Origin of the sequence: Catenuloplanes indicus, assembly GCF_030813715.1 — a bacterium.
GTDB lineage: Bacteria > Actinomycetota > Actinomycetes > Mycobacteriales > Micromonosporaceae > Catenuloplanes > Catenuloplanes indicus.
Genome location: NZ_JAUSUZ010000001.1, coordinates 3,938,823 through 3,959,473 on the forward strand (window position 1 = coordinate 3,938,823; position 20,651 = coordinate 3,959,473).

Below are 20,651 nucleotides of genomic sequence, written 5' to 3' on the forward strand. Positions count from 1 at the left end.
CGGCGGCATGCCTTCCGCGACCCTGTTGACCCTGTGCCACCCTTGCTGGCGCCCCTGTTCGTTGGGTGCGCGGGCCGGTGGCGCATGTCCTGAAAGCGGCTTCGCACATGATCGACCTGATGGGGTCCCGGCTCGACCGGCGGCCTTCACCCAGCCAGCTCATCTCCAGCTCCACCTGCCACCACCTCGACCAGCTCGTCGGGAACACGCCGGTGCTGTGGACCCCGGACATCACCGACGCGACCGACCGTGGGTTCTGGGCCAAACTCGAAGGCCACAACCCCGGCGGGATCAAAGACCGGCCCGGTCTGCACCTCATCCAGCGCGCCCGGGAACGCGGCGACCTGCCCGACGGGGCCCCGATCGTGGAGTCGACCTCCGGCACCCTCGGTCTCGGTCTCGCCCTGGCCGGCCTGATTCACGGCCACCCGGTCACCCTGGTCACCGACCCGGGCATGGAAACGTCGATGCGGAACCTGCTGGCCGCCTACGGCGCCCGTATCGACCTGGTCGAGACACCGCACCCGGACGGCGGCTGGCAGCAGGCCCGCCGCGACCGGGTCACCGCGCTGCGCGAGGCGCACGGCGGTTTCTGCCCGGACCAGTACCACAACCCCGACAACGCCGACGCCTACCAGCCCTTGGCCCTGGAACTCGCCGCGCAGCTGGGCCGCGTCGACGTGCTGGTCTGCTCCGTCGGCACCGGCGGGCACTCCGCCGGGACCGCGCGGGTGCTGCGCGAGTTCTTCCCCGGTCTGAAGCTGGTCGGCGTCGACGCGTGCGGGTCCACGATCTTCGGCCAGCCGGCCCGGACTCGGCTTATGCGCGGGCTCGGCAGCAGCATCCTGCCGCGCAACGTCGACTACCCCGCCTTCGACGAGGTCCACTGGGTCGCCGCCGCCGAAGCGGTATGGGCGTGCCGGCGCCTGGCCGCCGGGCACTACATCAGCGGCGGCTGGAGCGTCGGCGCGGTCGCGCTGGTCGCCTCCTGGCTGGCCCGGACCCTGCCCGGCGACACCCGCATCGCCGCGGTCTTCCCCGACGGCCCGCACCGCTACGCAGAAACCGTCTACAGCGACGACTACTGCCACCGCCACGACCTGCTCGGCCACCCGCCCGCACTCGGTCCGCAGCAGCTGGACCATCCCGGCGAGGCCGAGGCGACCCGCTGGACGCGCTGCACCCGCGTCATCGACCCGGCCGGGAACACGCCGTGACCGGCACCCTGACCGCGCTGCGATCCTTCGACCGGCCCGTGCAACTGTTGATGGTCAACCAGCTGACCATCAACATCGGCTTCTACATGCTCATGCCGTACCTCGCCGGGCATCTCGCCGGTGACCTGGCCATGGCCGCCTGGGCGATCGGCCTGATCCTCGGCGTGCGCAACCTCTCCCAGCAGGGCATGTTCCTGCTCGGCGGCGTCCTGGCCGACAGGATCGGCTACAAACCGCTGATCCTGGCCGGCCTCGGCCTGCGCGTCGCCGGGTTCGGCCTGCTCGGCGCCGCCGACACCCTCACCGCGCTGCTCGTCGCCTCGGCGGCGACCGGGCTGGCCGGGGCGTTGTTCAACCCAGCTGTGCGCGCCTACCTCGCCGCCGACGCCGGCGACCGGCACACCGAAGCGTTCGCCCTGTTCAACGTCTTCTACCAGGCCGGAATCCTGACCGGCCCACTGATCGGCCTGGCCCTGCTCACCGCCTCGTTCCAGTGGGTGTGCACCGTGGCCGCGCTGCTGTTCGCGGTGCTGCTGCTCGCGCAGGCGCGGGCTCTGCCGGCCCGCCACGCCCCACCGGCATCACCGGATGAGTCGCATGCCGGGCCCGGGTGGCGGCAGCCGCTGCGCCACCGCGGCTTCCTGCTGTTCGCCACCGCGATGATCACCTCCTACGTACTGAACTTCCAGATCTACCTCGGCCTGCCCATCGAAGTGCGCCGCATCACCGGTACCGACACCGCCGTCGCGGCCCTGTTCGCAGTCTCCGGGCTGCTCACCGTCGCCGGGCAGGTCCGCCTCACCGCCTGGGCGAAAGCCCGCTGGAGCGCCCCGCAGGCCATCACCCGCGGGCTGGCGCTGATGGCCGCCGCGTTCCTGCCGCTCGCCGCCACCGCCACGCTCAGCCCCGCACCCGGCGCCGGCCCCTGGGCGGCCGCGCTCGCCCTGGGGCCGGTCCTGGCCGGCACGGTGCTGCTGACCATCGCCACGATGTTGGTGTACCCATTCGAGATGGCCGCGATCGTCACGTTCGCCGGGCCACGCCTGGTCGGCACGTACTACGGGCTGTACAACACCCTCGCCGGGATCGGCATCGCCGCCGGGAACCTGCTCACCGGCGCCGCGATCGACACCGCCACCCGCCACGGCTGGCCCGCCCTGCCCTGGCTGGCGCTGACTGCCACCGGCCTGCTCGGCGCCGCCGCACTCACCGGCCTGTCCCGCGCCGGGCACCTGCACCCACCGCCGCCGGCGCCCGCAGGCACACCGCATACCGCCCGCAGCCGCGGCGGCTGACCCGCACACCCCGCCGGCGCGCCCGGCGACCGGCGGCGTTCCGCGCGACCACACCGGGTGCCGGGGCGCCTGCGCGTGTCCCGGCACCCGCAAGGCCGAAGACCAGCGGAAAAGACGCCGACAACCATCCGACCGGTCGGTGCCGCCCACGCCCCGCGCGTCGTTACGCTGCCGACCATGACGGCGGCATCGGCCCGGCACGGGATCACACGCGCCCGCGACGGCGCGCGGATGCGCGCCGCCGGACGCCTGTTCATCCTGCTGCTGCTGTGCGCGCTCGCCGGGCAGACACACGCCCTGATCACCTGCTGCGCGCCCGCCCACACCCACACCGCCGCGCCGGCCGCGGACGGGCACGCCCACACCACCGCGCAGCCGGTCGCCGGGCACGCCCACACCGGCGCCGGCACGGCCGTGCCCCATCAGGTGTTCTGTTTCGAGCATCTGTCAGGGGCGCACGAGTGCGCCCCGGCAGCCGAGCTGATACCGGACGCCGCGCTGCCGCAGCCGGACACCGTCGCCCTCCCCGCACCTGCGGTCCAGCACGTCCCGGCACCCGCACGGCGCCCAGCCCTCCCGGCCACGGCCGGCGGGCCAGGGCGTACGCGTACGGAACTGATCTCGCTTCGCATATAGGACGACGGCGCTACACCACGCCCGACCGGCGCACACCTCTCCCACGCCGGCATCGTCCTCGCGGCCCCGCACACCGCGGGTCGGCCTCCGGCCACCCGGTGATGCGCCGCCGCCCCGCGACCTCCGTAAGGCGAACAACGATGACCTCACCCACCACTGCTGGTTCCGTCGTCCTCACGGGCGCCGCTTACGGCCAGACCTGGGCCGCCGACTATGACACCCTCTACGACGACCGCGACGACATCCCCGCCGTCGTAGAGTTCCTGCGCCGTCACGCCCGCCCGGCGTCCGTGCTCGAGCTCGGCGTCGGCACCGGCCGTCTCGCGGTGCCCCTGGCCGCGGCCGGCATGCGTGTCGTCGGCGTCGACAACTCACCCGCCATGCTCGACCGGCTACGCGCCAAGCCCGGCGCCGGCCGCGTCGACGCCCGTCTCGGCGACATGCTCCACCCGCCCGCCGAGGAGATGTTCGGCTGCGTGCTGATCGCGTTCTCGACCCTGTACCTGCTCACCGACCAGGCCGACCAGCGCGCCTGCATCACCGCCGCCGCGGCCCGGCTCGCCCCCGGCGGCAGCCTGGTCGTCGAAGGCTTCATCCCCGACCCGGATCGCTGGCATCACGGCCACTCCCTGCAGGTCGACCGGTGGGATCCCGAACGCCCCGCCGTGTCCGTCGGCCGCCTCGACACCACCGCCCAGACCATCGAGACGCTGCGCATCACTCACACCGACGGACAGCCCCGCGTCATCGCCAACCGGCTGCGCTACGTCCTGCCCGCCGAACTGGACCTGCTCGCCGAATCCGCCGGCCTCACCCTCACCGGCCGCCACCGCGACCTGACCGGCCGGCCCTTCGACCCGCGGGCGCACACCCACGTATCCGTCTACACCAATCCCGCGCCACACTCCGCATCGCCGGCCTGATCGCCACCGGCCGCAGCAGCACGGCACCGTCGCGGCCGAAGGAGGCGGGCCCGCACGACACCCGCGCGCCCGCCTGCCCCAGTACCACCGACGCCCCTGCCGATCTGCTCGCCCGGCTTCGTCACCGCACCGGATCCAGCCGCCCCGGAGCCGGTGCTGGCCGCGACATTCGCCGGATACAGCCCCGGGTGGATCGGTTCAGCGTCAGCGGCTGCGGGCGCGGGACAGCATCGGCTTGGTCGAGACGGGAGTCCGCCGATGACGCGGACCTCGACGGTCACCCTGTTCGCGGCGGGCCGCCGGGACGCGTAGGTCTCGGGGTGAGTGATCGCGATGACGTACCAGGTCAGCCACCTGCTTATCAGCGAACCGATGGCGGGGGCCGCGGGCGCGCAGTCCGTTGCCACCGCGTGGGCTGCGCGGGTGGGTTCACGTCGGTGACGGCCGCGCCGCGTCGACCCCGTGCTGCGCGGCGGTCAGGCCGGCTGACCGGCTACGCGCGGTGCGACGGTGGGTGCCGTGGTGTCCTCGGCGGTTTGCGGATCGATGTGGTCGACGTGATGCAGCGCTTGGGCCAGCAGCCGCCGCACGTGGTCGTCGGCGGCCGAGTAGAACATGAACGTTCCCTGCCTACGTGCGGTGACCAGCCGGGACATGCGCAGTTTCGCCAGGTGCTGGCTGACCGCGCGGTCGGCGAGGCCCCACCCCGACCTGGTCTTCGGCAACGTCAACGACCGCGCCGGCCGGCTCGCGCACCAGCCGCGCACCTCCGGGTTTAGCAGCGGCGCCATCGTCAACAGCTTCATCACCCACGAGCTCTACGACAACCACCACACCGGCCCCACCATCGGCTCAGGCCCGGCCGCCGAACGCCTCGCCAGCACCTTCCGGGAGATCCGCCAGACCGCGCTCGCCCGCCACGGCGACGCCCGCACCGCACACGACCTGCTCCGCAAGGCGCGCATCCCGCTACGGTTCGGCACCCTCAACCACTGCCTGTTCGACGACGCCGACCCCGCCGGCGCGAAATGCCTGGAAAACGCGATCGTGCCACCTGGCCACCGCGGCCCGCTCATCGACCGATGCAGCCCGGCCGCTGCGCCAACAGCCTCATCACCGGCACACACACCGCCATCTGGCGAACCGAGCGCCGCAGCCTGCTCACGCTGCTGGACAACCCCCGCCTCGCACCCGGCCACCACGCCGCACTACAACGGCAACTCGACGACGTCGACCAGGTCATCGCCAAGGCCACCCGATGACCGTGTCCCCTGCCACCGAGCAAGCCCTGCGCGAGGCGATGACCCGCCTGCTACGAGGCCGTGCCCGCCATACCGACGGCAAACTCACCAAGGAAAACGTCTACCGTGAGGCCGGGGTCAGCCGGGCCACCATGAACCGCGCACGCGACCTGCTCACCGCATGGGACCGCGCCGTCGCCGCACACCACGACACTGCGCCGTCCAGCACCAGCGCGGAGGAACTCGACCAGCTACGCGCGCAGCTTGGCCGTAAGACCCGCGAATGCGCTGCCCTTCAGCAGCGCCTCGCCGCCGCAGCGACCACGATCGCCGCACTCCACCACGACAACATCGCGCTCCGCGACGAACTCGCCCAGCACCACTCCTCCATCGTCATCCCGCTTGCCGCACGGCCATAGGCCACGAGGGTGACGCCGACTCGGAGCCTGCGGGCCGGGTATGGCCGCGTTAGCTGCGCAGGTCACGGCGGTGGTAGGCGAGCGTTCCGGCAACGGCCAGCGCGACCGCGATGCTTGTCATCGTCACGGCAGCTGGCCAGGCGACCCCGGTGAGGGGTACCGGTGCCAGATGCGGGAACGGCGACAGTTCTCTCACCCACGTGGGTGCGCCGGTGGCGTCGGCGAGGACCTGGAGCAGGAAGCCACCGGTGGCTGGCAGCGTGCCGGCGAGGACGGTCACGCGTGGTGCCCCGCCGAGAGCCAGGACGGCGGCACCGAGGCTGAGCGCGACGATCGGCAGCGTGTTGAACGTGCCGGCCAGCGCCGCCGGTAACGTCAGCCCGCCTCCGACCGCGGTCACGCCCGCCCAGGTCGCCAGCGCCGCGACGGTGAGCAGGATCAGCGCGCCGCCGGTGGTCGCGGCGGTCTCGGCCGCGAGCAGGCGGGTCCTGGTCAGTGGCGCGGCGGCGAGCGGGGTCAGGCGCCGGTCGGTCTCGGCGGCGGCGAACGCGCCGATCCGGACCGCGGTGAACGCGCCGGCCGGGAGGGCGAGCAGCGCGAAGAGGCTGGCGGTGAAGCCCTCCACGGTGTGCATGCCGGCGAATCCGGCCTGCGCGGCCGCGTCTGCGAAGACCGCGTTGCCGGTCAGGAACTCGGTGACGGAACGGGCGGTCAGTCCGATGAGCAGGAAGTAGGCGCCGATCCCGGCGGTCCAGGCGAGCACCGGCCCGATCGCTCGGCGCACCGCGAACGCCGCCGGGCCGCCCAGCAGCCACCGCCGCGGTGCGCGGCCGGCTGCCGGTGCGGTCAGGCCACCGCCGAGGTCACGCCGGCCAACGGCGGCAAGCGCGGCCGCAGCGATCGCGAGGGCGGCGGCGGTCAGGAGCAGCAGCGGTAGCGGATCGTCGCGGCCGTACGGGGAGCTGAGGGCGAGCAGCCCGAACGGCGACAGCCAGTGCAGCCAGCCGAGCGCGGTGAGCCCGTCGCCGATCATGCGCAGCAGCAGGCCTGCGCCGAGCACGGCGATCGCCGTGCCGGTGGCCGGGGCCCGGGCCGGGAAGATCTGCGCGGAGAGGGCGGCGACCGCGACCGCGAAGAGCCCTGCAGCGGTGACTCCCGCGCCGTGCACGATCGCCCCGGCCAGGTCTGGCCCGGCGGTCCATAGCGCGGCCGTGACCGCGATGCCGGCCGTAACCGGGACGGCCGCGATGACGGCGAGGTGCTGCAGGAAGACGGCACGCGGCGTAGATCGGCCGGCCAGCAGCAGGCTCCAGCGGCCGGCTTCCTCCTCGCCGCGCAGGACGCGGGTGGTGGTGAGCGTGGCCCAGACGGTGAGGATGACGGTCAGGACGGTGCCGATGCGCCAGACGGTGAAGCCGCCGGCGTGGTCGAGCGCGATCGGGGTGCCGAACAGGGTGCGGATGGCCGGGTTCGCCGCGATCCGCGTCAGCCCGGCCGCGGCGGCCGGATCGGCGGTCAGCCCGTCGTAGGTGGCCGTGACCAGGGCCGGCATGCCGGCGGCGAGCAGGAGAACGATCGCGCCGCCACGGCGGATCTGCCGGACGGCGAGCCCGGTGACCGCCGCGCCCGGCCGGGCCGGGAGGGTGAGCGCCGGGGCGGTCATCGTCCGTTCTCCGTGCCGTAGTAGTCGAGGAACATCTCCTCGAGGCTGGGTTCGCGGACAGCGAGCGCGGTCACGTCGGCGGCGGCGAGCACCCTCAGTGCGGGCGCGGGTGGACCGGTGAGCGCGAACCGCAGCCGGCCCTCGCCCGTGGTCTGCACACCATCGACGCCGGGCACCGCGGTCAGCGCGGGCTGCTCGCCGGTGTAGCTGACCGTGACCTCGGCCCGGTGCAGCGCCCGCAGCGCCGGCACGGACGCCACCTCGACGAGCCGGCCGGCGCGCAGGATCCCCACTCGGTCGCAGACCGCCTCGACCTCGGCGAGCTGGTGCGAGCTGAGAAAGACGCTCTGCCCGCGCTCGCGCGCCTCGGCGACCGCGGCCCGGAACTGCTGCTCCATCAGCGGGTCCAGGCCGCTGGTCGGCTCGTCCAGCACGAGCAGCGGAGCGCGGGTGGCGAACGCCGCGATCAGCGCGACCTTCTGCCGGTTGCCGGTGGAGTAGGTACGCGCCGGTCGCGACGGGTCCAGGTCGAACCGCTCGACCAGGGCGTCGCGGTAGGCGATGTCGGTGCCCGGGCCGGTGGAGGCGAGCAGGTGCAGGATCTCCGCGCCGGTCAGCTGCGGCCACAGCGCCACGTCAGCCGGCACGTACGCCAGGTGCCGGTGCGCGTGGGCCACGTCGGCCGCGTCGACGCCGGCGATCAGTGCCCGCCCGGCGGTCGGGCGGGCCAGGCCGAGGATCATGCGGATCGTGGTGGATTTCCCGGCGCCGTTCGGGCCGAGGAAGCCGAAGACCTCACCGGCGCCGACGTCCAGGGTCAGGTCGTCGACGGCGGTCAGCCGGCCGTACCGTTTGGTGAGGTGGATGGTGCGCAGCACGGACTCGTCCATCGGAGGAAGCCCTTCGGTCGCAAACGGATCATGACCGCCGACCAGACTTCCCGGCACACCTATCGGCCACCGTACTCCCGCCCACACCGGCGGAGAAGTGTCAGGACCGCGACTCGCCCTGATACACGTCCGGCACACCGTCCGCGTCGGCGTCGCGCTCCTCGATCTCGCGCAGTCGCCGGTAATGCCGGTTGCGCACACGCAGCACCACGGTTGCCAGCAGCGCCGAGAGGAACGAGCCGGCCAGGATGCCGATCCGGGCGTGCTCGTCCTTCACACTGCCGGCGCCGAACGCCAACTCGCCGATCAGCAGCGACACCGTGAACCCGATCCCGGCCAGCAGCGACAGGCCCAGCACGTCCCACCAGCCGAGCTGGTCGCCGAGCGTGGAGCGGGTGAACCGCTGCACCAGCCAGGTCGCGCCGAGCACGCCCACCGCCTTGCCGGCCACCAGCCCCACGACGATGCCGATAGTGACCGGGTCGGCCATGGTCGCGCCGAGTCCGCCCGCGCCGGCGACCGAGACGCCGGCGGCGAAGAACGCGAAGACCGGCACCGCCACGCCGGCCGAGAGCGGCCGCCAGCGGTGCTCGAAGTGCTCGGCCAGGCCCGGTCCGTCGCCGCCGGCCCGGCGGATGACCGGGACGAGGAAGCCCAGCAGGACGCCGGCGACGGTGGCGTGGACGCCGGAGGCGTGCACCAGCGCCCACGCGGCGGCGGCCAGCGGCAGCAGCAGCCACCAGGAGCGGACCCGGCGCTGCACCAGGAACCCGAACAGCCCCAGCGGAATCAGCGCCGCCGCCAGCGGCAGCAGCTGCAGCGAGCTGGTGTAGAACACCGCGATGATCAGGATGGCGAGCAGGTCGTCGACGACCGCGAGGGTGAGCAGGAACGTGCGCAGCGCGGCTGGCAGATGCGAACCGACGACGGCGAGGACGGCGAGTGCGAAGGCGATGTCGGTTGCGGTCGGCACCGCCCAGCCGGACAGCGCGCCACCATCGGCGGTGGCGTTGATCGCGGTGTAGATGATGGCGGGTACGGCCATGCCGCCGACCGCGGCTGCGATCGGCATGACGGCGCGGCGCGGGTCGCGCAGGTCACCGGCGATGAACTCGCGTTTGAGTTCCAGCCCGGCGACGAAGAAGAAGATCGCCAGCAGACCGTCCGCGGCCCACTGCGCCAGCGTGAGGTCCAGGTGCAGCGCGTGCGGGCCGACTGTCACCTCGCTCAGCGTCCGGTACGCCTCCGACCAGGGCGAGTTCGCCCACAGCAGCGCCAGCACGGCCGCGCCCAGCAGCAGCGCGCCGCCGACGGTCTCCGCGCGCAGGATCTCGGCGATCCGCCGGGCCTCGGGCCAGCTGCGGCGGCCGAACAGGTGACGGGCGGGACGTGGCGGCACACCGGACATGAGACTCCTTAGGAAGGCACGACGAAACCATCGCCGACCAGCCTTCCCGGCACACCTGCACCCAACCTACCGTGACCGGCCGGCCGGTGCAGCGGCACAGATCACCGACGCACGCCCACGACCCGCTCCAATGCGTCGACAGCGTCCGCGGCACCGTTCTCCGCGCGGATCCGCTCGCCGAGCAGCCGCGCCGCCTCCGCCATCCCCGCGTCGCGGGCGGCCTGCCGGATCGCGGCGCCGAGCGCGGCCGCGTCCAGGCGGGTCTGCGGCACCGGTGGCGGGGCGACACCGAGCCGGTGCATGCGCCGGCCCCAGAACGGCTGGTCGGCCACGAACGGGCAGATCACCTGCGGGACACCGGCACGCGCGGCGGCCGCGGTGGTCCCGGCACCGCCGTGATGGACGATCACCGCGCACCGCGGGAACACCACCTCGTGCGGCACATCACCGGCGACGAACGCATGCCGGTCGGAGACGAACCGTTGCAGGCCACCCCAGCCACCGGCCACGACCCCCGGCAGGCCCGCCAGATCGAGGGCCTGCAGCACGGTACGGGTGGCGGCGGCCGGGGCCGGGCCGGCCATGCTGCCGAACCCGACGAACACCGGCGGCTGCCGGCCGTCCAGCAGCGCCCGCACATGCGGTTCGACAGCCCCGCCGGCGGTGGTGGTGGCCGGTGGGGTGAACCAGTAGCCGGTGACCTGCGCCGTGGGGGGCCAGTCCGCCGGGCGCGGCAGGACCGCCGGGCTGATCGCGTGCAGCACCGGCGCCGGCCCGCCGTCGGGGCGCCGCGCCGGATCGTGCCGGCCGCGCCGCCGTGGCAGGCCCAGCCCGGAACGCCACCGGTCGACGGTGCGGCCGAACATCAGCGCCGGCGCCTGCATCCCGGCGTAGGTGGCCCGGTTCAGCCGGCCCGGCAGCCGGTCGGAGACGTCCTGGCCCGGCCACGGGAACTCCCGGGTCGGCACGTACATCGGCAGAGGCAGGCCCAGCACGGCGGGCACGCCGAGTTTCTCGGCCACGTGCTGCCCGGCGATCACCTGACCGTTGTGCACGATCACGTCCGCGCCGGCACCCTCGCCGGTCGAGGCGACCTGCCAGCAGTCGTCGAGGACCCGGCCGAACATCGCCGGCATCCGCCGCATGAGCGCCGCCTTCCCCCGGATCCCGCCCTTGGCGACGTCCTCGACGCCCGAACCGTCGTCTAGCACCCGCAGCGGCCCGTCGTCGAGCACAGCGAAGGGCACGGCGTGGACGGCGGCCAGTGCGGCGAACCGCGCAGGTGCCGCGATGAGCGCTTCGTGACCGCGGTGCCGCAGGTGGTGGGCGAGGGCGATGAACGGCTGCACGTCGCCGCGGGTGCCCAGCGTCAGCATCAGAACCTTCATGGGTGAGCCCTTTCGTCGCACGAAAAAGGTCGCGCCGACCAGACTTCCCGGCTCACCGGCCGTCAGCGTACGCCCACGACGACCTGTCGCGCAGCATGGCGGCGCTGACCCAGCACAGTCCGCACGCCATCGACAGCAGTTCCAGCAGCCCGGCCGGCCCGGTGCCGATGATGTCGCGCTGTACCAGCCGGAACACGATCCCCGCCGCGACCGCCAGCCCCGCCACCGCCCAAGCCACGGCCACACACACGGCCGCCCACCGGAACCGGCCGCGCCGCCGGGCATCTCGACCGGCCACGACGGCTGCGGCGATCATCCCGGCGAACAGCATCGTGCCGCCGACCTGATGCACCGCCCCGGTCGCGGTGATCGCTTCTGGGGCGGCGGGCGGATATCCCAGGGCCGGATCCGTCGGGAACACCCCCGCGACGATCAGCCCCGCCGCCACCACACCCAGCAGGCGCCACTGCCACACCGGCCCCGGCATCGGGCGGCGGCCAGCGATCAGTACCGCCACCAGCAGCAACACCCCACAGACCGCGAACAGCAGCCGGATCAGAACGTTGCCGTCGCCCGAGGTCAGCTGGCTGACGCCGTGACGCACCTGGTCATAGCCGTCCCGCGTCGCACCGCCCCACAGCAGACCGACGAGCAGCAGCACGGGGCAGACCGCACCGCACAAGAAAGTCCATCGCAGCACTCGAGTGGCGCGCATGATGACTCCGACGCCGACCAGACTTCCCGGCACACCATCAGACGACATCGATTGCCGTGCACTGTAGACCGCCTGCCGCTCCTTGTCACGCTGCTGATCGTCGCGCCGGCTGGCCTGCCGCCATGGCGCACGAGCGCCGGCAATTCGACGGGTGAATGAGTGTCCTCGCCAAGGGCCAGCAGAGTTGCGACTGAGAAACCGACTCGACTCCTCGCGGTCGGCCCGACGACGGCGTCATCACGCACGCGGGGCTGACGTCCGGGCAGCCTGTCACTGAGCTGTGTGACAGCGCGGCCGACCGGATTCGTGTCGGGCGGTTCACCGCGCGGCGTCCCCGAGGCCGGTCCCGCCGGCATGCCATGCTGCCCGTCTCGGAGGCGTCCCGCTGATACGCTGCGCGCAGGTGTGCCGGGAAGCCTGGTCGGCGATGTTCGATTCATCGTGCCCACAGGAAGCCCCGCCACCATGTCTCTGCTGCCACCGTGTACGCCGATATCACCGGCACCGGTCTACCGTGACCCCGCCTCGGGCCGACTTGAGCCGCGGTGCGTGCCGGGGCGGGCGAGGCTGCCGTTGCGATCACCACGCCGCACCGGATGCTGACCCGGCGCGGACGCGAGATCCTAGCCGGGCCAGCACGCGCGTGGCGGCGGCGAGCCGACCGGTTCCGGCATCCCGCCCAGGTGATCACGGTCGGGTTCGGTGCGGCGGTCGCGGCCGGCACCGGGTTGCTGAGCCTGCCGTGGGCGACCGCGTCGGATGAACCTGCGTCGCTGGTCGACGCGTTGTTCACGGCGACGTCCGCGGTCTGTGTGACGGGCCTGGCCACGGTCGACACCGGCACCCACTGGTCGCCGTTCGGGCAGGCGGTCATCCTGCTGCTGATCCAGGCCGGGGGCTTGGGGATCATGACGCTGGCTACGATGCTGACCCTGCTGCTGTCCCGCCGGCTCGGGCTGCGTGCGAGGTTTCTGGCGCAGGCGGAGACGAAGAGTCTCAGCCTGCACGACGTGCGTGGGCTGGTGCGCCGCATCGTGCTGTTCAGCCTCGGCACCGAAGCGCTCGTCGCCGCTGTACTGACCATCAGACTGATCACCGGCTACGGGCTCGCACCGGCGGATGCGCTCTACAGCGGTGTGTTCCATGCGATCTCCGCGTTCAACAACGCCGGGTTCTCTCTCCACGCCGACGGCCTGGTCCGCTACGCCGGCGATGCGTGGATCTGCCTGACCGTGGCCGCGGCGGTCATCGTCGGCGGTCTGGGCTTCCCGGTCGTCTTCGAGCTCGCCCGCGGATGGCGGCGCCCGGGCCGCTGGTCGGTGATGACCCGCATCACCGTCACCCTGACTGCGGTCCTGCTCGCCGCGGGCACGGCCGTGTTCACGGCGGCGGAATGGACGAACGCCCGTACCCTCGGCGCCCTTGCCCCGGGTGACCGGCTGCTGGCCGGGTTCTTCGCCTCCGCGATGGCGCGGACCGCCGGGTTCAACAGCGTCGACATCGGCGCGCTGCGGCCGGAGAGCCTGCTCGCCACGGACGTGCTGATGTTCATAGGTGGCGGCAGCGCCGGCACCGCGGGCGGGATCAAGGTCACCACGTTCGGGGTGCTGGCGTTCATGCTCTGGTCGGAGATCCGCGGCCGGGCTCACGTCAACGCCGGGCGCCGCCGTATCCCCGCCACCAACCAGCGCCAGGCTCTCGCGATCGTCCTGCTCAGCGTCGGCACGGTCATCGCCGCCACCTTCACGCTGCTGGCCGTGACCACGCACGCCCTCGACGCGGTGCTGTTCGAGACGATCTCGGCGTTCGCGACCGTCGGCCTGTCCACCGGCATCACCGCGGACCTGCCCGCGCAGGCGCAGCTGCTGCTGGTGGCGCTGATGTTCGCCGGGCGGATCGGCCCGCTGACCCTGGCCTCCGCGCTGGCGCTCCGCGACCGTGACCAGCGCTACGAACTGCCCGAGGAGAGAACCATCGTTGGCTGACACACCCACCGCACCCGTCGTCGTCATCGGACTCGGCCGGTTCGGCACCGCCCTCGCCGTCGAACTCGACCGGCGCGGCACCGAAGTCCTCGCTATCGACGGCAACCCCGCCGTCGTGCAGAAACTCGCCGGACGGCTCCCACATGTGGTCACCGCCGACAGCACCGACGCCGAGGCCCTGCACCAGCTCGACATCACCGCCTTCCACCGCGCGGTCGTCGCGATCGGCACCGACATCCAGGCCAGCATCCTCACCACCGCGCTGCTGTCCGACCTCGGTATCCGCGACATCTGGGCCAAGGCCGTCAACGCCCAGCACGCCGGCATCCTCTCCCGGGTCGGCGCTCACCACGTCGTCTTCCCGGAGAACGACATGGGCGAACGCGTCGCCCACCTGCTCTCCGGCCGGATCCTCGACTACGTCGAAGTCGACGCCGACTTCGCCGTCATCAAGACCACGCCACCCCGTGACGTCGTCGGCGTCCCGCTGCGCGAATCGAAGCTGCGCAGCCGCTGGGGCGTCACCGTCGTCGCCGTCAAACCCCAGGCACCGGCCCCCGGTGCACCACGCGGCTTCACCTACGCCACCCCGGACACTGTGCTCGCCTACGGCGACATCGTCCTGGTCGTCGGCGCCATCGACAAAGTCGAACGCTTCGCCGAAACCGACTGACCCGCACCTCCTCACCCCGCACCGTGAAGGAGCGCATCCATGGCGCCACGCAATACCGCCGCGCAGACCGCGTACGGCCCGATGGTCATCGCCGCCGCCGAACACGCGCGGCCGCCTGGTCAGCGCCTGTACGACGATCCGCTCGCGGTCCGCATGCTGCCCACCGCTCAGCGCTGGATCGCCCGAAGCTGCCGGTGGGAGTCGGTCTACCGGATGCTGGTCGCCGCCACCGACGCCCGCGCACACGGGCTGTGGGCCGGTGTGCTGTGCCGCAAACGGTATGCCACCGACCAGATCAAAGCGGCGCTCGACGCCGGCATCGGGCAGTACGTCATCCTCGGTGCCGGTCTCGACAGCAGCCCGTACCGGCTCATCGCCCCGGCCGGCGCCCACGCCTGGGAACTCGACCTGCCCGCGAACATCGCCGTCAAACGCCGGCGGACCCGGTCTCTGCCGGCTGGGCTGGTCGCCGGCACCACGCTCGTGCCGATCGACTTCGCCACCGACGACCTGACCGGCACGCTGCGTGCGGCCGGATTCGCGCCCGCGGAGCCGGCGATGTTCGTCTGGGAGGCGGTGACTCAGTACCTCACCGAGGACGCCGTTCTCGGGACGCTGGCCTTCCTCGGTACCGCCGCACCCGGCAGCCGGCTGATCTTCACCTATCTGCGCGCCGACTACCTCGACGGCACCAGCGACTACGACGCCGCACCCGCCCGGCGCGACTTCGTCGACCGGCAGCACATCTGGCGGTTCGGTCTCGACCCCGTCGAGATCACCACACTTCTGCGACCCTACGGATGGATCGTGCGTGAGCACGTCGGCGCGCAGGAGTACACGAGCCGGTATCTCGCACCGATCGGGCGTGACCTGCCGGTCTCCGGCATCGAACGCTTCGTCCTCGCCGAGCGCCAGGACGCGACCGCCGGGGACTCCCGATGATCGGGCCGGGCCGGTTGTCGCCGTCGGCGGTCGTGCGGATGGACCGGGCGGCGCGCCCTCGGCCCTACCTGGATCATGTGATCGCCGCGGTCGCCGCGTCGATCTTTCTGATCACCGTGTTCACCGTGCCCGAGCAGCCGTGCACCGCGGCCGACCCGTGCGGGCCGGAACCCGTGACGGCGACCGCGGTCGGTGCGTTGTGCGCTGCCGCGGTGATGGTCTACCTTCACCGGCCGGCCGCGGTCTGGGTTGCAGCGGCCAGCGCCGTCCTGTGGCCGCTCAGCATCATCACCGACGACAGCGGCCTCGGCTGGCGGGCCGCGCTGCCGCTCGCGCTGGTCGCCATCACCGCGGGCGTCGCCCGGCTGCGCCCGGCACCGGCAACCGGCACTGCGCTCCGGCACCGCACACCACCACGGCCGGCACAGCTGCCCCAGCTACACGCGCTGACGGCGCTGGCCGGAACCCTGCTCCTCATCGCGGGCGTCGCCCTCGGAGGCTGGACCTTCTGGCGGCAGCACGCGGCCACCGCCCGGGAAAACAGCGCCGAGACCGTCACCGCCGTGGTGCGCGCCCAGGTGGCGGAGGACGCCATTGAAGTAGAGCTGCCTGGTGGCCAGCTGTGGAACGCCGAGGTCCTGGCCGCTACCGATTATCCGGTCGGCGCTACGGTGCCGGTCCTCGTCGATGCGGCCGGGCTGCGGCAGCTTCGCACCGAGCCGTACGACATCACGCTCCTGTTCGTCGTCGCGACCGTAGCGGCCGGTGCCGGAGCTGCGTTGCTGTCACTGGCCCGTGCATGGGACCGCGGCCTGCACGCACTGTTCACCACGGCCCAGCCGGTCCGCGAAGCCCGCCTCGTCGACGACGGCGACTGCCTCACCATCCTCGTTCCAGGACCGGCCCGCACCGCCGACGAACTCATCCTTCCCCTCACCGAAACGGAGGACACCGCGCACGACTGCAACCGGGTACCCAGCAGCACCCGGGCAACCCTCTACGGCGAGCCCCGGCCCGGCGCCTGGTGCACGGTGCAGATCGACGAGACGATTCGTACGCCGTTGGGCCCTGTACTCGCCGTGGAAACGATCCCCTACGACCCGATCCGAGCCCTGCCGGCTGATCTCTACCCGGGCTGATCCACGGTCCCGGGCAGGGATGTCGTCACGGCAGGCACCCCGGCCCAGCGGTACCCGGACCAGCTGCGGTGGGGCTCACGGTGGGCCGCACCGCCGTCTCCCTAGCTCCACCACCTGCCCGGCCTGCATCGCCGCCGCAGCCGAAGTGGCTACTGACGCGATCCACCACGGTGTTCGCGTCAGCTCTGCCGTGAATCGGCGCCGGTCTGCACGGCAACGCATGCGGGCCGGCATCCACCCGCGTCACCCCGGCGCATCGGATGCCGCCGCGTTCGCACGAGCCAGCAGGCCCTGCAGAGCGGCGATGTGACTCCGGATCGCAGTCCGGCCGGCATCGGTCAGCGACAGCCAAGTCCGCGGACGCCGCCCGATACTGCCCTTACGCACCTTCAGATATCCCGCCCTCTCCAGGGCGGTAGCCTGCTTGGACAGCACCGAGTCACTAATACCGGCCGCCTGCCGGGCGACGCCGAACTCTATCTCCTCCGCACCCGCCAGCACGGCCATGATGGCGAGCCGGGTGGTGGTGTTGATGACCGGATTCAGCTCCCACTCATTGCTCATCGAGGCTCCCTGGCCAGGCGATCGGCATAGCGGCCCGCGAGACGGCGCGCGGCGAAACCCACGATCGTCATCATCAGCACGGCATAGATCAGTCCCGCGATCGCGAACGGCACCGGGACGCCCGCATCACGCAACGCCATGCCGACAACGCCCGCAACGGCGAAAACCGCCACGTGCAAGACGATGAGCGCGACGACGACCGCACTCCCATAACCCGCCCACCGAGGCCGGGCCAGCCACTCCCACCGGGTGTACACCGTCCAGACCGCACAGACCACCAGAGGCAGCGGGAAACGCAGGATCGCACCCACTCCCCACAGCGAGGCCGGGATATCGAAGCACGCCCCCAACGCAGCTGCCAGCAATCCGGTTATCAGGACATAGCGGGTCGGACTACGAGGACCGACGACAGCGGCCCCCGTTCGCACACCCCGGCCTACCACCTGCAGGGCCTCCGCAGCTTCTCCACTCGTCATTCCGCTCATGTGGCAGCCTCCCCAATGTTTTCCACATGGAAAGTACATGCGAAGCGGCAAGTGCTGCAAGCGCCGACGCGCACAGGTGCTGGCATACCTATCGCGAGCCACCTAGGCCGAGGGGGAACAGCGCGAGGTGATCCGCGCCCGGTCGACGCGAGGATGCACGCAGATGGTCGTAGAAGCGACACCAACCGCGTCGATCGCCGACTGTTGATCGTGAACGGCGGCGCAAATCGCACGCGCAGACTGCAAGCTCAACCGGCTCATGAGACAGCTGGATTCTGGAGAACACAACAACTGCTTCGGCATGTGCGTGCGCGCCGGCCAGAAGCAGTGGAAGCATCTGCTGGCTGTCGCCCCGGAGCGCTTCGCCGCCGCGGAAGCCCACGAAGAGCAGCTTCGCGCGGTCCTCGGAGACGTCGCGATCCTGCGCGAACGACGCGCCGGCACCAGCTACCCCTTACCCCTGCGGGAACTCCGCCGACGCGCCACCTCCAGCAGCAACCGGTCAGCTTCCGGCACCGGAGAGGCCGGTGCAGGTTGTGGCGGGAGTCCTGCGCAGGTGCCCCCACCGGACCGCGACCGTGTGGCAATCTCGGCGATCGATGTCTGATTCACTCCGAGACGACGCGGGCGCGGTGCTGTACGCGCTGCTGTGCCTGTTGCCTCCCGCACTGGCGCTTCTGGCCGCGATCCTCTCCACGCGCGGATCGCGGCGCCGACGCCGCGAGCAGGCCGCAGCGGCCTGGCAACAGCTGCTGACCATCGAGGCTCAGTCGCCCAGCGCGCACCGTTGCCATGTCGCGCACGTCTACCAGCGGGCACGCCGCGGCGCGAAAGTCGTCATCGTCTGGACCGCCACCGGCGCCCGACAAGACACCTGGTTCTGGGGCTTCTGGCCCGCACCCGGCAGCACCCTGCTCATCCACGGCAGCAACGGGTACGGGCCGCACAATAAAAATCCGAACGTCTTCTACGTTCAGCCCGGCGGAGTGATTGCGGATGCACCGCCCGGTGCTTACCAGGCGTGGGCCGAACCCCGGTCCCGCCCCGGCACCGCCTGAAGCGCCACGGCGCAGGGTAGGCGACGTCGTTTCTAAACTGCCATATCTCACCCACGGTCGAACTCCGGGACGGCCGCCTCGTCGAGCAGCTCGAAGAACGTGGCGATACGGCCGGTCCGTGCATGTGGGCTTGTGGTCGTGAGGATAACCCGTTGGGCCGCTCGGGACACTCCGACGAAGAAAGTCGACGTCGACTCGACGGGATCGCGTCCATGCGCCCACCATTGGTCATCGTCAAGGCCCATGAAAAACACTGTGTGGTATTCCAGGCCCTTGCTGCGGTGGGCGGTGAGAAGTACGACCGCATCAGCGCACTCGAACTTCTCCAGTACATCTGCCCAGCTCGCACTGTTCGGCAGGACCTTGTCCAGTCGCGCCCAAAATGCACGTATAACGGTGCGAAGCGCTTCGTCGGGCATCGTCGTTCGGACGTACCGGTGCAACGCGCCAACGTCGAGGAGGCTGAGGAGTTGTTCCAGGATTTCCCGGGCTGAGGTGGAGGTGGACGGGTTCGACGCGAGCCAGGATCGCATAGCGGTGGTCACCGCAGTCAGGTCGTCACCGACTCGCCGCTGTGCTACCTCATCGCCGGCAGCACCGTGCACACGGTAGAGGGTGTTCAAGACTTCTTGCCACACAGTCGGCAGGCCCCGCGGCTGGTCCGCCAGTCGCAAGAGTCCCAGGATGAGACGCGCGACCTCGTGTTTGAGTAGATCCTGCAAGCGGATGGTGTCAACGAGTTCGTCGTCGTTGCGCACCTGGATGCCGTAGCGTGCGAGTTCGATCCGGAAGCGGGCTTCGAACGTGGCGATCTTCTGCCGCGCCAATAGGGCGAAGTCGGCTGGCCTACGGCCGGACTTGGCGATGTCCGTGGCGATCCATTCAGCGATGAAGGCGGCTTCCCGATTCACGCTGGAGAACGTCCACACCTCGGCGGGGTTGCCATCGAGGTCCGCGTCGGTCTTCGAGATTGCCGGCGCCGTGCTGGGTTCGAGGTGGGTTGCGATGACGTGCTGCATCTGAACCAGCCCGGCACTGGAGCGGAAGTTCCACATCAGCGGAAAGGACGTCGCGTCGAACTTTTGGGCGAACCGTTTGAGTGCATGGGGTAGGGCCCCGGCCCAGCCCATGATTCTCTGCTTGCTGTCACCGACGGCCGTGACCATCGGCCCGTCAGCGAAAACGGAGGCGAGAAAGGAGAATTGAGCGCTTGTTGTGTCCTGAAACTCGTCAACAAAGATATACGGGTATGTGATCCGGAGAGCGCGCCGCAGCTGCGGTGCGGAGCGGACCAGCAGCTCAGCCAGCCTGTTGATCATCACGAAGTCCAGCTCCGCTGGAGCGCGGCCAAGATAACGAGCGCGCCACCACTGCAACGCCGCATATTCGGTGGCATCGCCCGCTTCGCTGTCCGGCATCTCGATCGGCAGGTCCCACCCGCCGACGGTGCTGGCGATGAACTTCGTCGCCCGGATCCGCATGACGTCCGCACGGATGTCCAGCGGTGCGGCTGGTCCGATGTTGGCGAGGAAGCCCTCGACGTTTCGTTCAGTCGGAAAGTCAATCTTGTAGCCGTCGTGCATCGCCCAGCTCGCGGGTAGGGCCGACGCGAATCGGTCGACCAAGCTCTTCGTGAACGCGTCGAACGTCATCGAGACGAACCGGCTGGCGTGCTCCGGGACGCGACTGGTGACGCGTCGCCCGAGGTTCGCAGCAGCATCTCGCTTGAACGAGATCGCCAGAATGCGTTGTGGCCACGGGCAGATGCCGGTTTGCAGGAGGTAGGCGGCTCTCTGGGCGAGGAGTTCGGTCTTGCCAGCCCCGGGGCCGGCAACGACTGCGGCGTTCCCCTCGTGCATGAGAGCAGCCGAGGCGTTCGGCTCGAGACCGTCGATGCCGACCGGCTGCCAGCTCTCAGGCATGATCAACGTGACCAACGGCCGCCTGCGCTCGCCCAGCTCGCCGAAGGTGTCGAGCTGACTCACGATCCGACCTTCTGACTGATGTGCT

21 protein-coding genes are annotated in these 20,651 nt (G+C 71.3%); 12 read left to right on the forward strand and 9 right to left on the reverse strand.

Annotated features, from left to right (window positions below):
• Window positions 1-107 precede the first annotated feature (107 nt).
• The 4 genes from J2S42_RS17690 (at window position 108) to J2S42_RS17705 (ending at window position 4,071) form a co-directional block, all read left to right on the forward strand.
• Window positions 108-1,217: a PLP-dependent cysteine synthase family protein gene (locus tag J2S42_RS17690; RefSeq protein ID WP_307240543.1), complete on the forward strand. Its 1,110-nt coding sequence runs from the start codon at window positions 108-110 to the stop codon at window positions 1,215-1,217.
• On the forward strand, window positions 1,214-2,512 hold the full coding sequence (locus J2S42_RS17695; RefSeq protein ID WP_307240545.1) for an MFS transporter: 1,299 nt from the start codon (window positions 1,214-1,216) through the stop codon (window positions 2,510-2,512). Before J2S42_RS17690 ends, J2S42_RS17695 begins: the two co-directional genes overlap by 4 nt.
• 177 nt (window positions 2,513-2,689) lie before the next feature.
• Window positions 2,690-3,148, forward strand: a complete 459-nt coding sequence (locus J2S42_RS17700) for a hypothetical protein (protein ID WP_307240547.1) — start codon at window positions 2,690-2,692, stop codon at window positions 3,146-3,148.
• Between the two features lie 140 nt (window positions 3,149-3,288).
• Entirely contained in the window at window positions 3,289-4,071 is a 783-nt protein-coding gene (locus J2S42_RS17705; RefSeq protein ID WP_307240549.1) for a class I SAM-dependent methyltransferase, read from the forward strand.
• A gap of 476 nt (window positions 4,072-4,547) precedes the next feature.
• Here J2S42_RS17705 and J2S42_RS17710 read toward each other — a convergent pair whose 3' ends face one another.
• The gene (locus tag J2S42_RS17710) at window positions 4,548-4,862 is read right to left on the reverse strand and encodes a helix-turn-helix domain-containing protein (RefSeq protein ID WP_307240551.1); all 315 of its coding nucleotides are present in this window, start codon (window positions 4,860-4,862) and stop codon (window positions 4,548-4,550) included.
• A 291-nt stretch (window positions 4,863-5,153) separates the two neighbouring features.
• Between J2S42_RS17710 and J2S42_RS17715 the strand changes: the two genes are divergently transcribed.
• Complete coding sequence (locus tag J2S42_RS17715; RefSeq protein WP_307240553.1) at window positions 5,154-5,333, forward strand: hypothetical protein; 180 nt, start codon at window positions 5,154-5,156, stop codon at window positions 5,331-5,333.
• Window positions 5,330-5,731 carry a hypothetical protein gene (locus J2S42_RS17720; RefSeq protein ID WP_307240555.1) on the forward strand — a complete coding sequence of 134 codons (402 nt, stop codon included), beginning with the start codon at window positions 5,330-5,332 and terminating at the stop codon, window positions 5,729-5,731. Before J2S42_RS17715 ends, J2S42_RS17720 begins: the two co-directional genes overlap by 4 nt.
• A 49-nt stretch (window positions 5,732-5,780) precedes the next feature.
• Here J2S42_RS17720 and J2S42_RS17725 read toward each other — a convergent pair whose 3' ends face one another.
• From J2S42_RS17725 to J2S42_RS17745, 5 genes are all read right to left on the reverse strand, one after another.
• On the reverse strand, window positions 5,781-7,394 hold the full coding sequence (locus tag J2S42_RS17725; protein WP_307240557.1) for an efflux permease Rv1217c-related protein: 1,614 nt from the start codon (window positions 7,392-7,394) through the stop codon (window positions 5,781-5,783).
• Window positions 7,391-8,284, reverse strand: coding sequence for an ABC transporter ATP-binding protein (locus J2S42_RS17730; RefSeq protein WP_307240559.1), 894 nt, complete (start codon window positions 8,282-8,284; stop codon window positions 7,391-7,393). Before J2S42_RS17730 ends, J2S42_RS17725 begins: the two co-directional genes overlap by 4 nt.
• 100 nt (window positions 8,285-8,384) lie before the next feature.
• Window positions 8,385-9,692 carry a Na+/H+ antiporter NhaA gene (gene nhaA, locus J2S42_RS17735; RefSeq protein ID WP_307240561.1) on the reverse strand — a complete coding sequence of 436 codons (1,308 nt, stop codon included), beginning with the start codon at window positions 9,690-9,692 and terminating at the stop codon, window positions 8,385-8,387.
• 101 nt (window positions 9,693-9,793) lie between these two features.
• Complete coding sequence (locus tag J2S42_RS17740) at window positions 9,794-11,080, reverse strand: glycosyltransferase (RefSeq protein WP_307240563.1); 1,287 nt, start codon at window positions 11,078-11,080, stop codon at window positions 9,794-9,796.
• 52 nt (window positions 11,081-11,132) lie between these two features.
• Window positions 11,133-11,741 (reverse strand): DUF998 domain-containing protein, encoded by a 609-nt coding sequence (locus J2S42_RS17745; RefSeq protein ID WP_307240565.1) that lies wholly within the window; start codon window positions 11,739-11,741, stop codon window positions 11,133-11,135.
• Window positions 11,742-12,415: 674 nt separating this feature from the next.
• Here J2S42_RS17745 and J2S42_RS17750 point away from each other — a divergent pair.
• The 4 genes from J2S42_RS17750 to J2S42_RS17765 are packed head-to-tail and all read left to right on the forward strand — an operon-like array spanning window position 12,416 to window position 16,534.
• Complete coding sequence (locus tag J2S42_RS17750; RefSeq protein ID WP_307248825.1) at window positions 12,416-13,780, forward strand: TrkH family potassium uptake protein; 1,365 nt, start codon at window positions 12,416-12,418, stop codon at window positions 13,778-13,780.
• Window positions 13,773-14,453, forward strand: coding sequence for a potassium channel family protein (locus tag J2S42_RS17755; protein WP_307237495.1), 681 nt, complete (start codon window positions 13,773-13,775; stop codon window positions 14,451-14,453). The genes J2S42_RS17750 and J2S42_RS17755 overlap by 8 nt, the downstream gene beginning before the upstream one ends.
• 39 nt (window positions 14,454-14,492) lie before the next feature.
• Entirely contained in the window at window positions 14,493-15,395 is a 903-nt protein-coding gene (locus tag J2S42_RS17760) for a class I SAM-dependent methyltransferase (RefSeq protein ID WP_307240567.1), read from the forward strand.
• Entirely contained in the window at window positions 15,392-16,534 is a 1,143-nt protein-coding gene (locus J2S42_RS17765; RefSeq protein WP_307240569.1) for a hypothetical protein, read from the forward strand. The genes J2S42_RS17760 and J2S42_RS17765 overlap by 4 nt, the downstream gene beginning before the upstream one ends.
• Before the next feature lie 243 nt (window positions 16,535-16,777).
• Here J2S42_RS17765 and J2S42_RS17770 read toward each other — a convergent pair whose 3' ends face one another.
• Both J2S42_RS17770 and J2S42_RS17775 read right to left on the reverse strand, forming a co-directional pair.
• Complete coding sequence (locus J2S42_RS17770; RefSeq protein ID WP_307240571.1) at window positions 16,778-17,098, reverse strand: winged helix-turn-helix domain-containing protein; 321 nt, start codon at window positions 17,096-17,098, stop codon at window positions 16,778-16,780.
• Entirely contained in the window at window positions 17,095-17,583 is a 489-nt protein-coding gene (locus tag J2S42_RS17775; RefSeq protein ID WP_307240572.1) for a hypothetical protein, read from the reverse strand. Before J2S42_RS17775 ends, J2S42_RS17770 begins: the two co-directional genes overlap by 4 nt.
• Before the next feature lie 259 nt (window positions 17,584-17,842).
• On the opposite strand from J2S42_RS17775, the gene J2S42_RS17780 reads away from it, so the two are divergent.
• Both J2S42_RS17780 and J2S42_RS17785 read left to right on the forward strand, forming a co-directional pair.
• Window positions 17,843-18,190 carry a hypothetical protein gene (locus tag J2S42_RS17780; RefSeq protein WP_307240574.1) on the forward strand — a complete coding sequence of 116 codons (348 nt, stop codon included), beginning with the start codon at window positions 17,843-17,845 and terminating at the stop codon, window positions 18,188-18,190.
• 25 nt (window positions 18,191-18,215) lie between these two features.
• The gene (locus tag J2S42_RS17785) at window positions 18,216-18,641 is read left to right on the forward strand and encodes a hypothetical protein (RefSeq protein WP_307240575.1); all 426 of its coding nucleotides are present in this window, start codon (window positions 18,216-18,218) and stop codon (window positions 18,639-18,641) included.
• A 47-nt stretch (window positions 18,642-18,688) separates the two neighbouring features.
• On the opposite strand, the gene J2S42_RS17790 is transcribed toward J2S42_RS17785, so the two are convergent.
• Complete coding sequence (locus J2S42_RS17790; protein ID WP_307240577.1) at window positions 18,689-20,626, reverse strand: UvrD-helicase domain-containing protein; 1,938 nt, start codon at window positions 20,624-20,626, stop codon at window positions 18,689-18,691.
• Between the last annotated feature and the right edge of the window lie 25 nt (window positions 20,627-20,651).

Excerpts from the sequence above, each read along its gene's own strand:
- J2S42_RS17690 (WP_307240543.1), top strand. The coding sequence starts at position 108 with ATGATCGACCTGATGGGGTCCCGGCTCGACCGGCGGCCTTCACCCAGC.
- J2S42_RS17700 (WP_307240547.1), top strand. The coding sequence starts at position 2,690 with ATGACGGCGGCATCGGCCCGGCACGGGATCACACGCGCCCGCGACGGC.
- J2S42_RS17705 (WP_307240549.1), top strand. The coding sequence starts at position 3,289 with ATGACCTCACCCACCACTGCTGGTTCCGTCGTCCTCACGGGCGCCGCT.
- J2S42_RS17710 (WP_307240551.1), bottom strand. The coding sequence starts at position 4,862 with ATGGCGCCGCTGCTAAACCCGGAGGTGCGCGGCTGGTGCGCGAGCCGG.
- J2S42_RS17715 (WP_307240553.1), top strand. The coding sequence starts at position 5,154 with ATGCAGCCCGGCCGCTGCGCCAACAGCCTCATCACCGGCACACACACC.
- J2S42_RS17720 (WP_307240555.1), top strand. The coding sequence starts at position 5,330 with ATGACCGTGTCCCCTGCCACCGAGCAAGCCCTGCGCGAGGCGATGACC.
- J2S42_RS17725 (WP_307240557.1), bottom strand. The coding sequence starts at position 7,394 with ATGACCGCCCCGGCGCTCACCCTCCCGGCCCGGCCGGGCGCGGCGGTC.
- J2S42_RS17730 (WP_307240559.1), bottom strand. The coding sequence starts at position 8,284 with ATGGACGAGTCCGTGCTGCGCACCATCCACCTCACCAAACGGTACGGC.
- nhaA (WP_307240561.1), bottom strand. The coding sequence starts at position 9,692 with ATGTCCGGTGTGCCGCCACGTCCCGCCCGTCACCTGTTCGGCCGCCGC.
- J2S42_RS17740 (WP_307240563.1), bottom strand. The coding sequence starts at position 11,080 with ATGAAGGTTCTGATGCTGACGCTGGGCACCCGCGGCGACGTGCAGCCG.
- J2S42_RS17760 (WP_307240567.1), top strand. The coding sequence starts at position 14,493 with ATGGCGCCACGCAATACCGCCGCGCAGACCGCGTACGGCCCGATGGTC.
- J2S42_RS17765 (WP_307240569.1), top strand. The coding sequence starts at position 15,392 with ATGATCGGGCCGGGCCGGTTGTCGCCGTCGGCGGTCGTGCGGATGGAC.
- J2S42_RS17770 (WP_307240571.1), bottom strand. The coding sequence starts at position 17,098 with ATGAGCAATGAGTGGGAGCTGAATCCGGTCATCAACACCACCACCCGG.
- J2S42_RS17775 (WP_307240572.1), bottom strand. The coding sequence starts at position 17,583 with ATGAGCGGAATGACGAGTGGAGAAGCTGCGGAGGCCCTGCAGGTGGTA.
- J2S42_RS17780 (WP_307240574.1), top strand. The coding sequence starts at position 17,843 with ATGAGACAGCTGGATTCTGGAGAACACAACAACTGCTTCGGCATGTGC.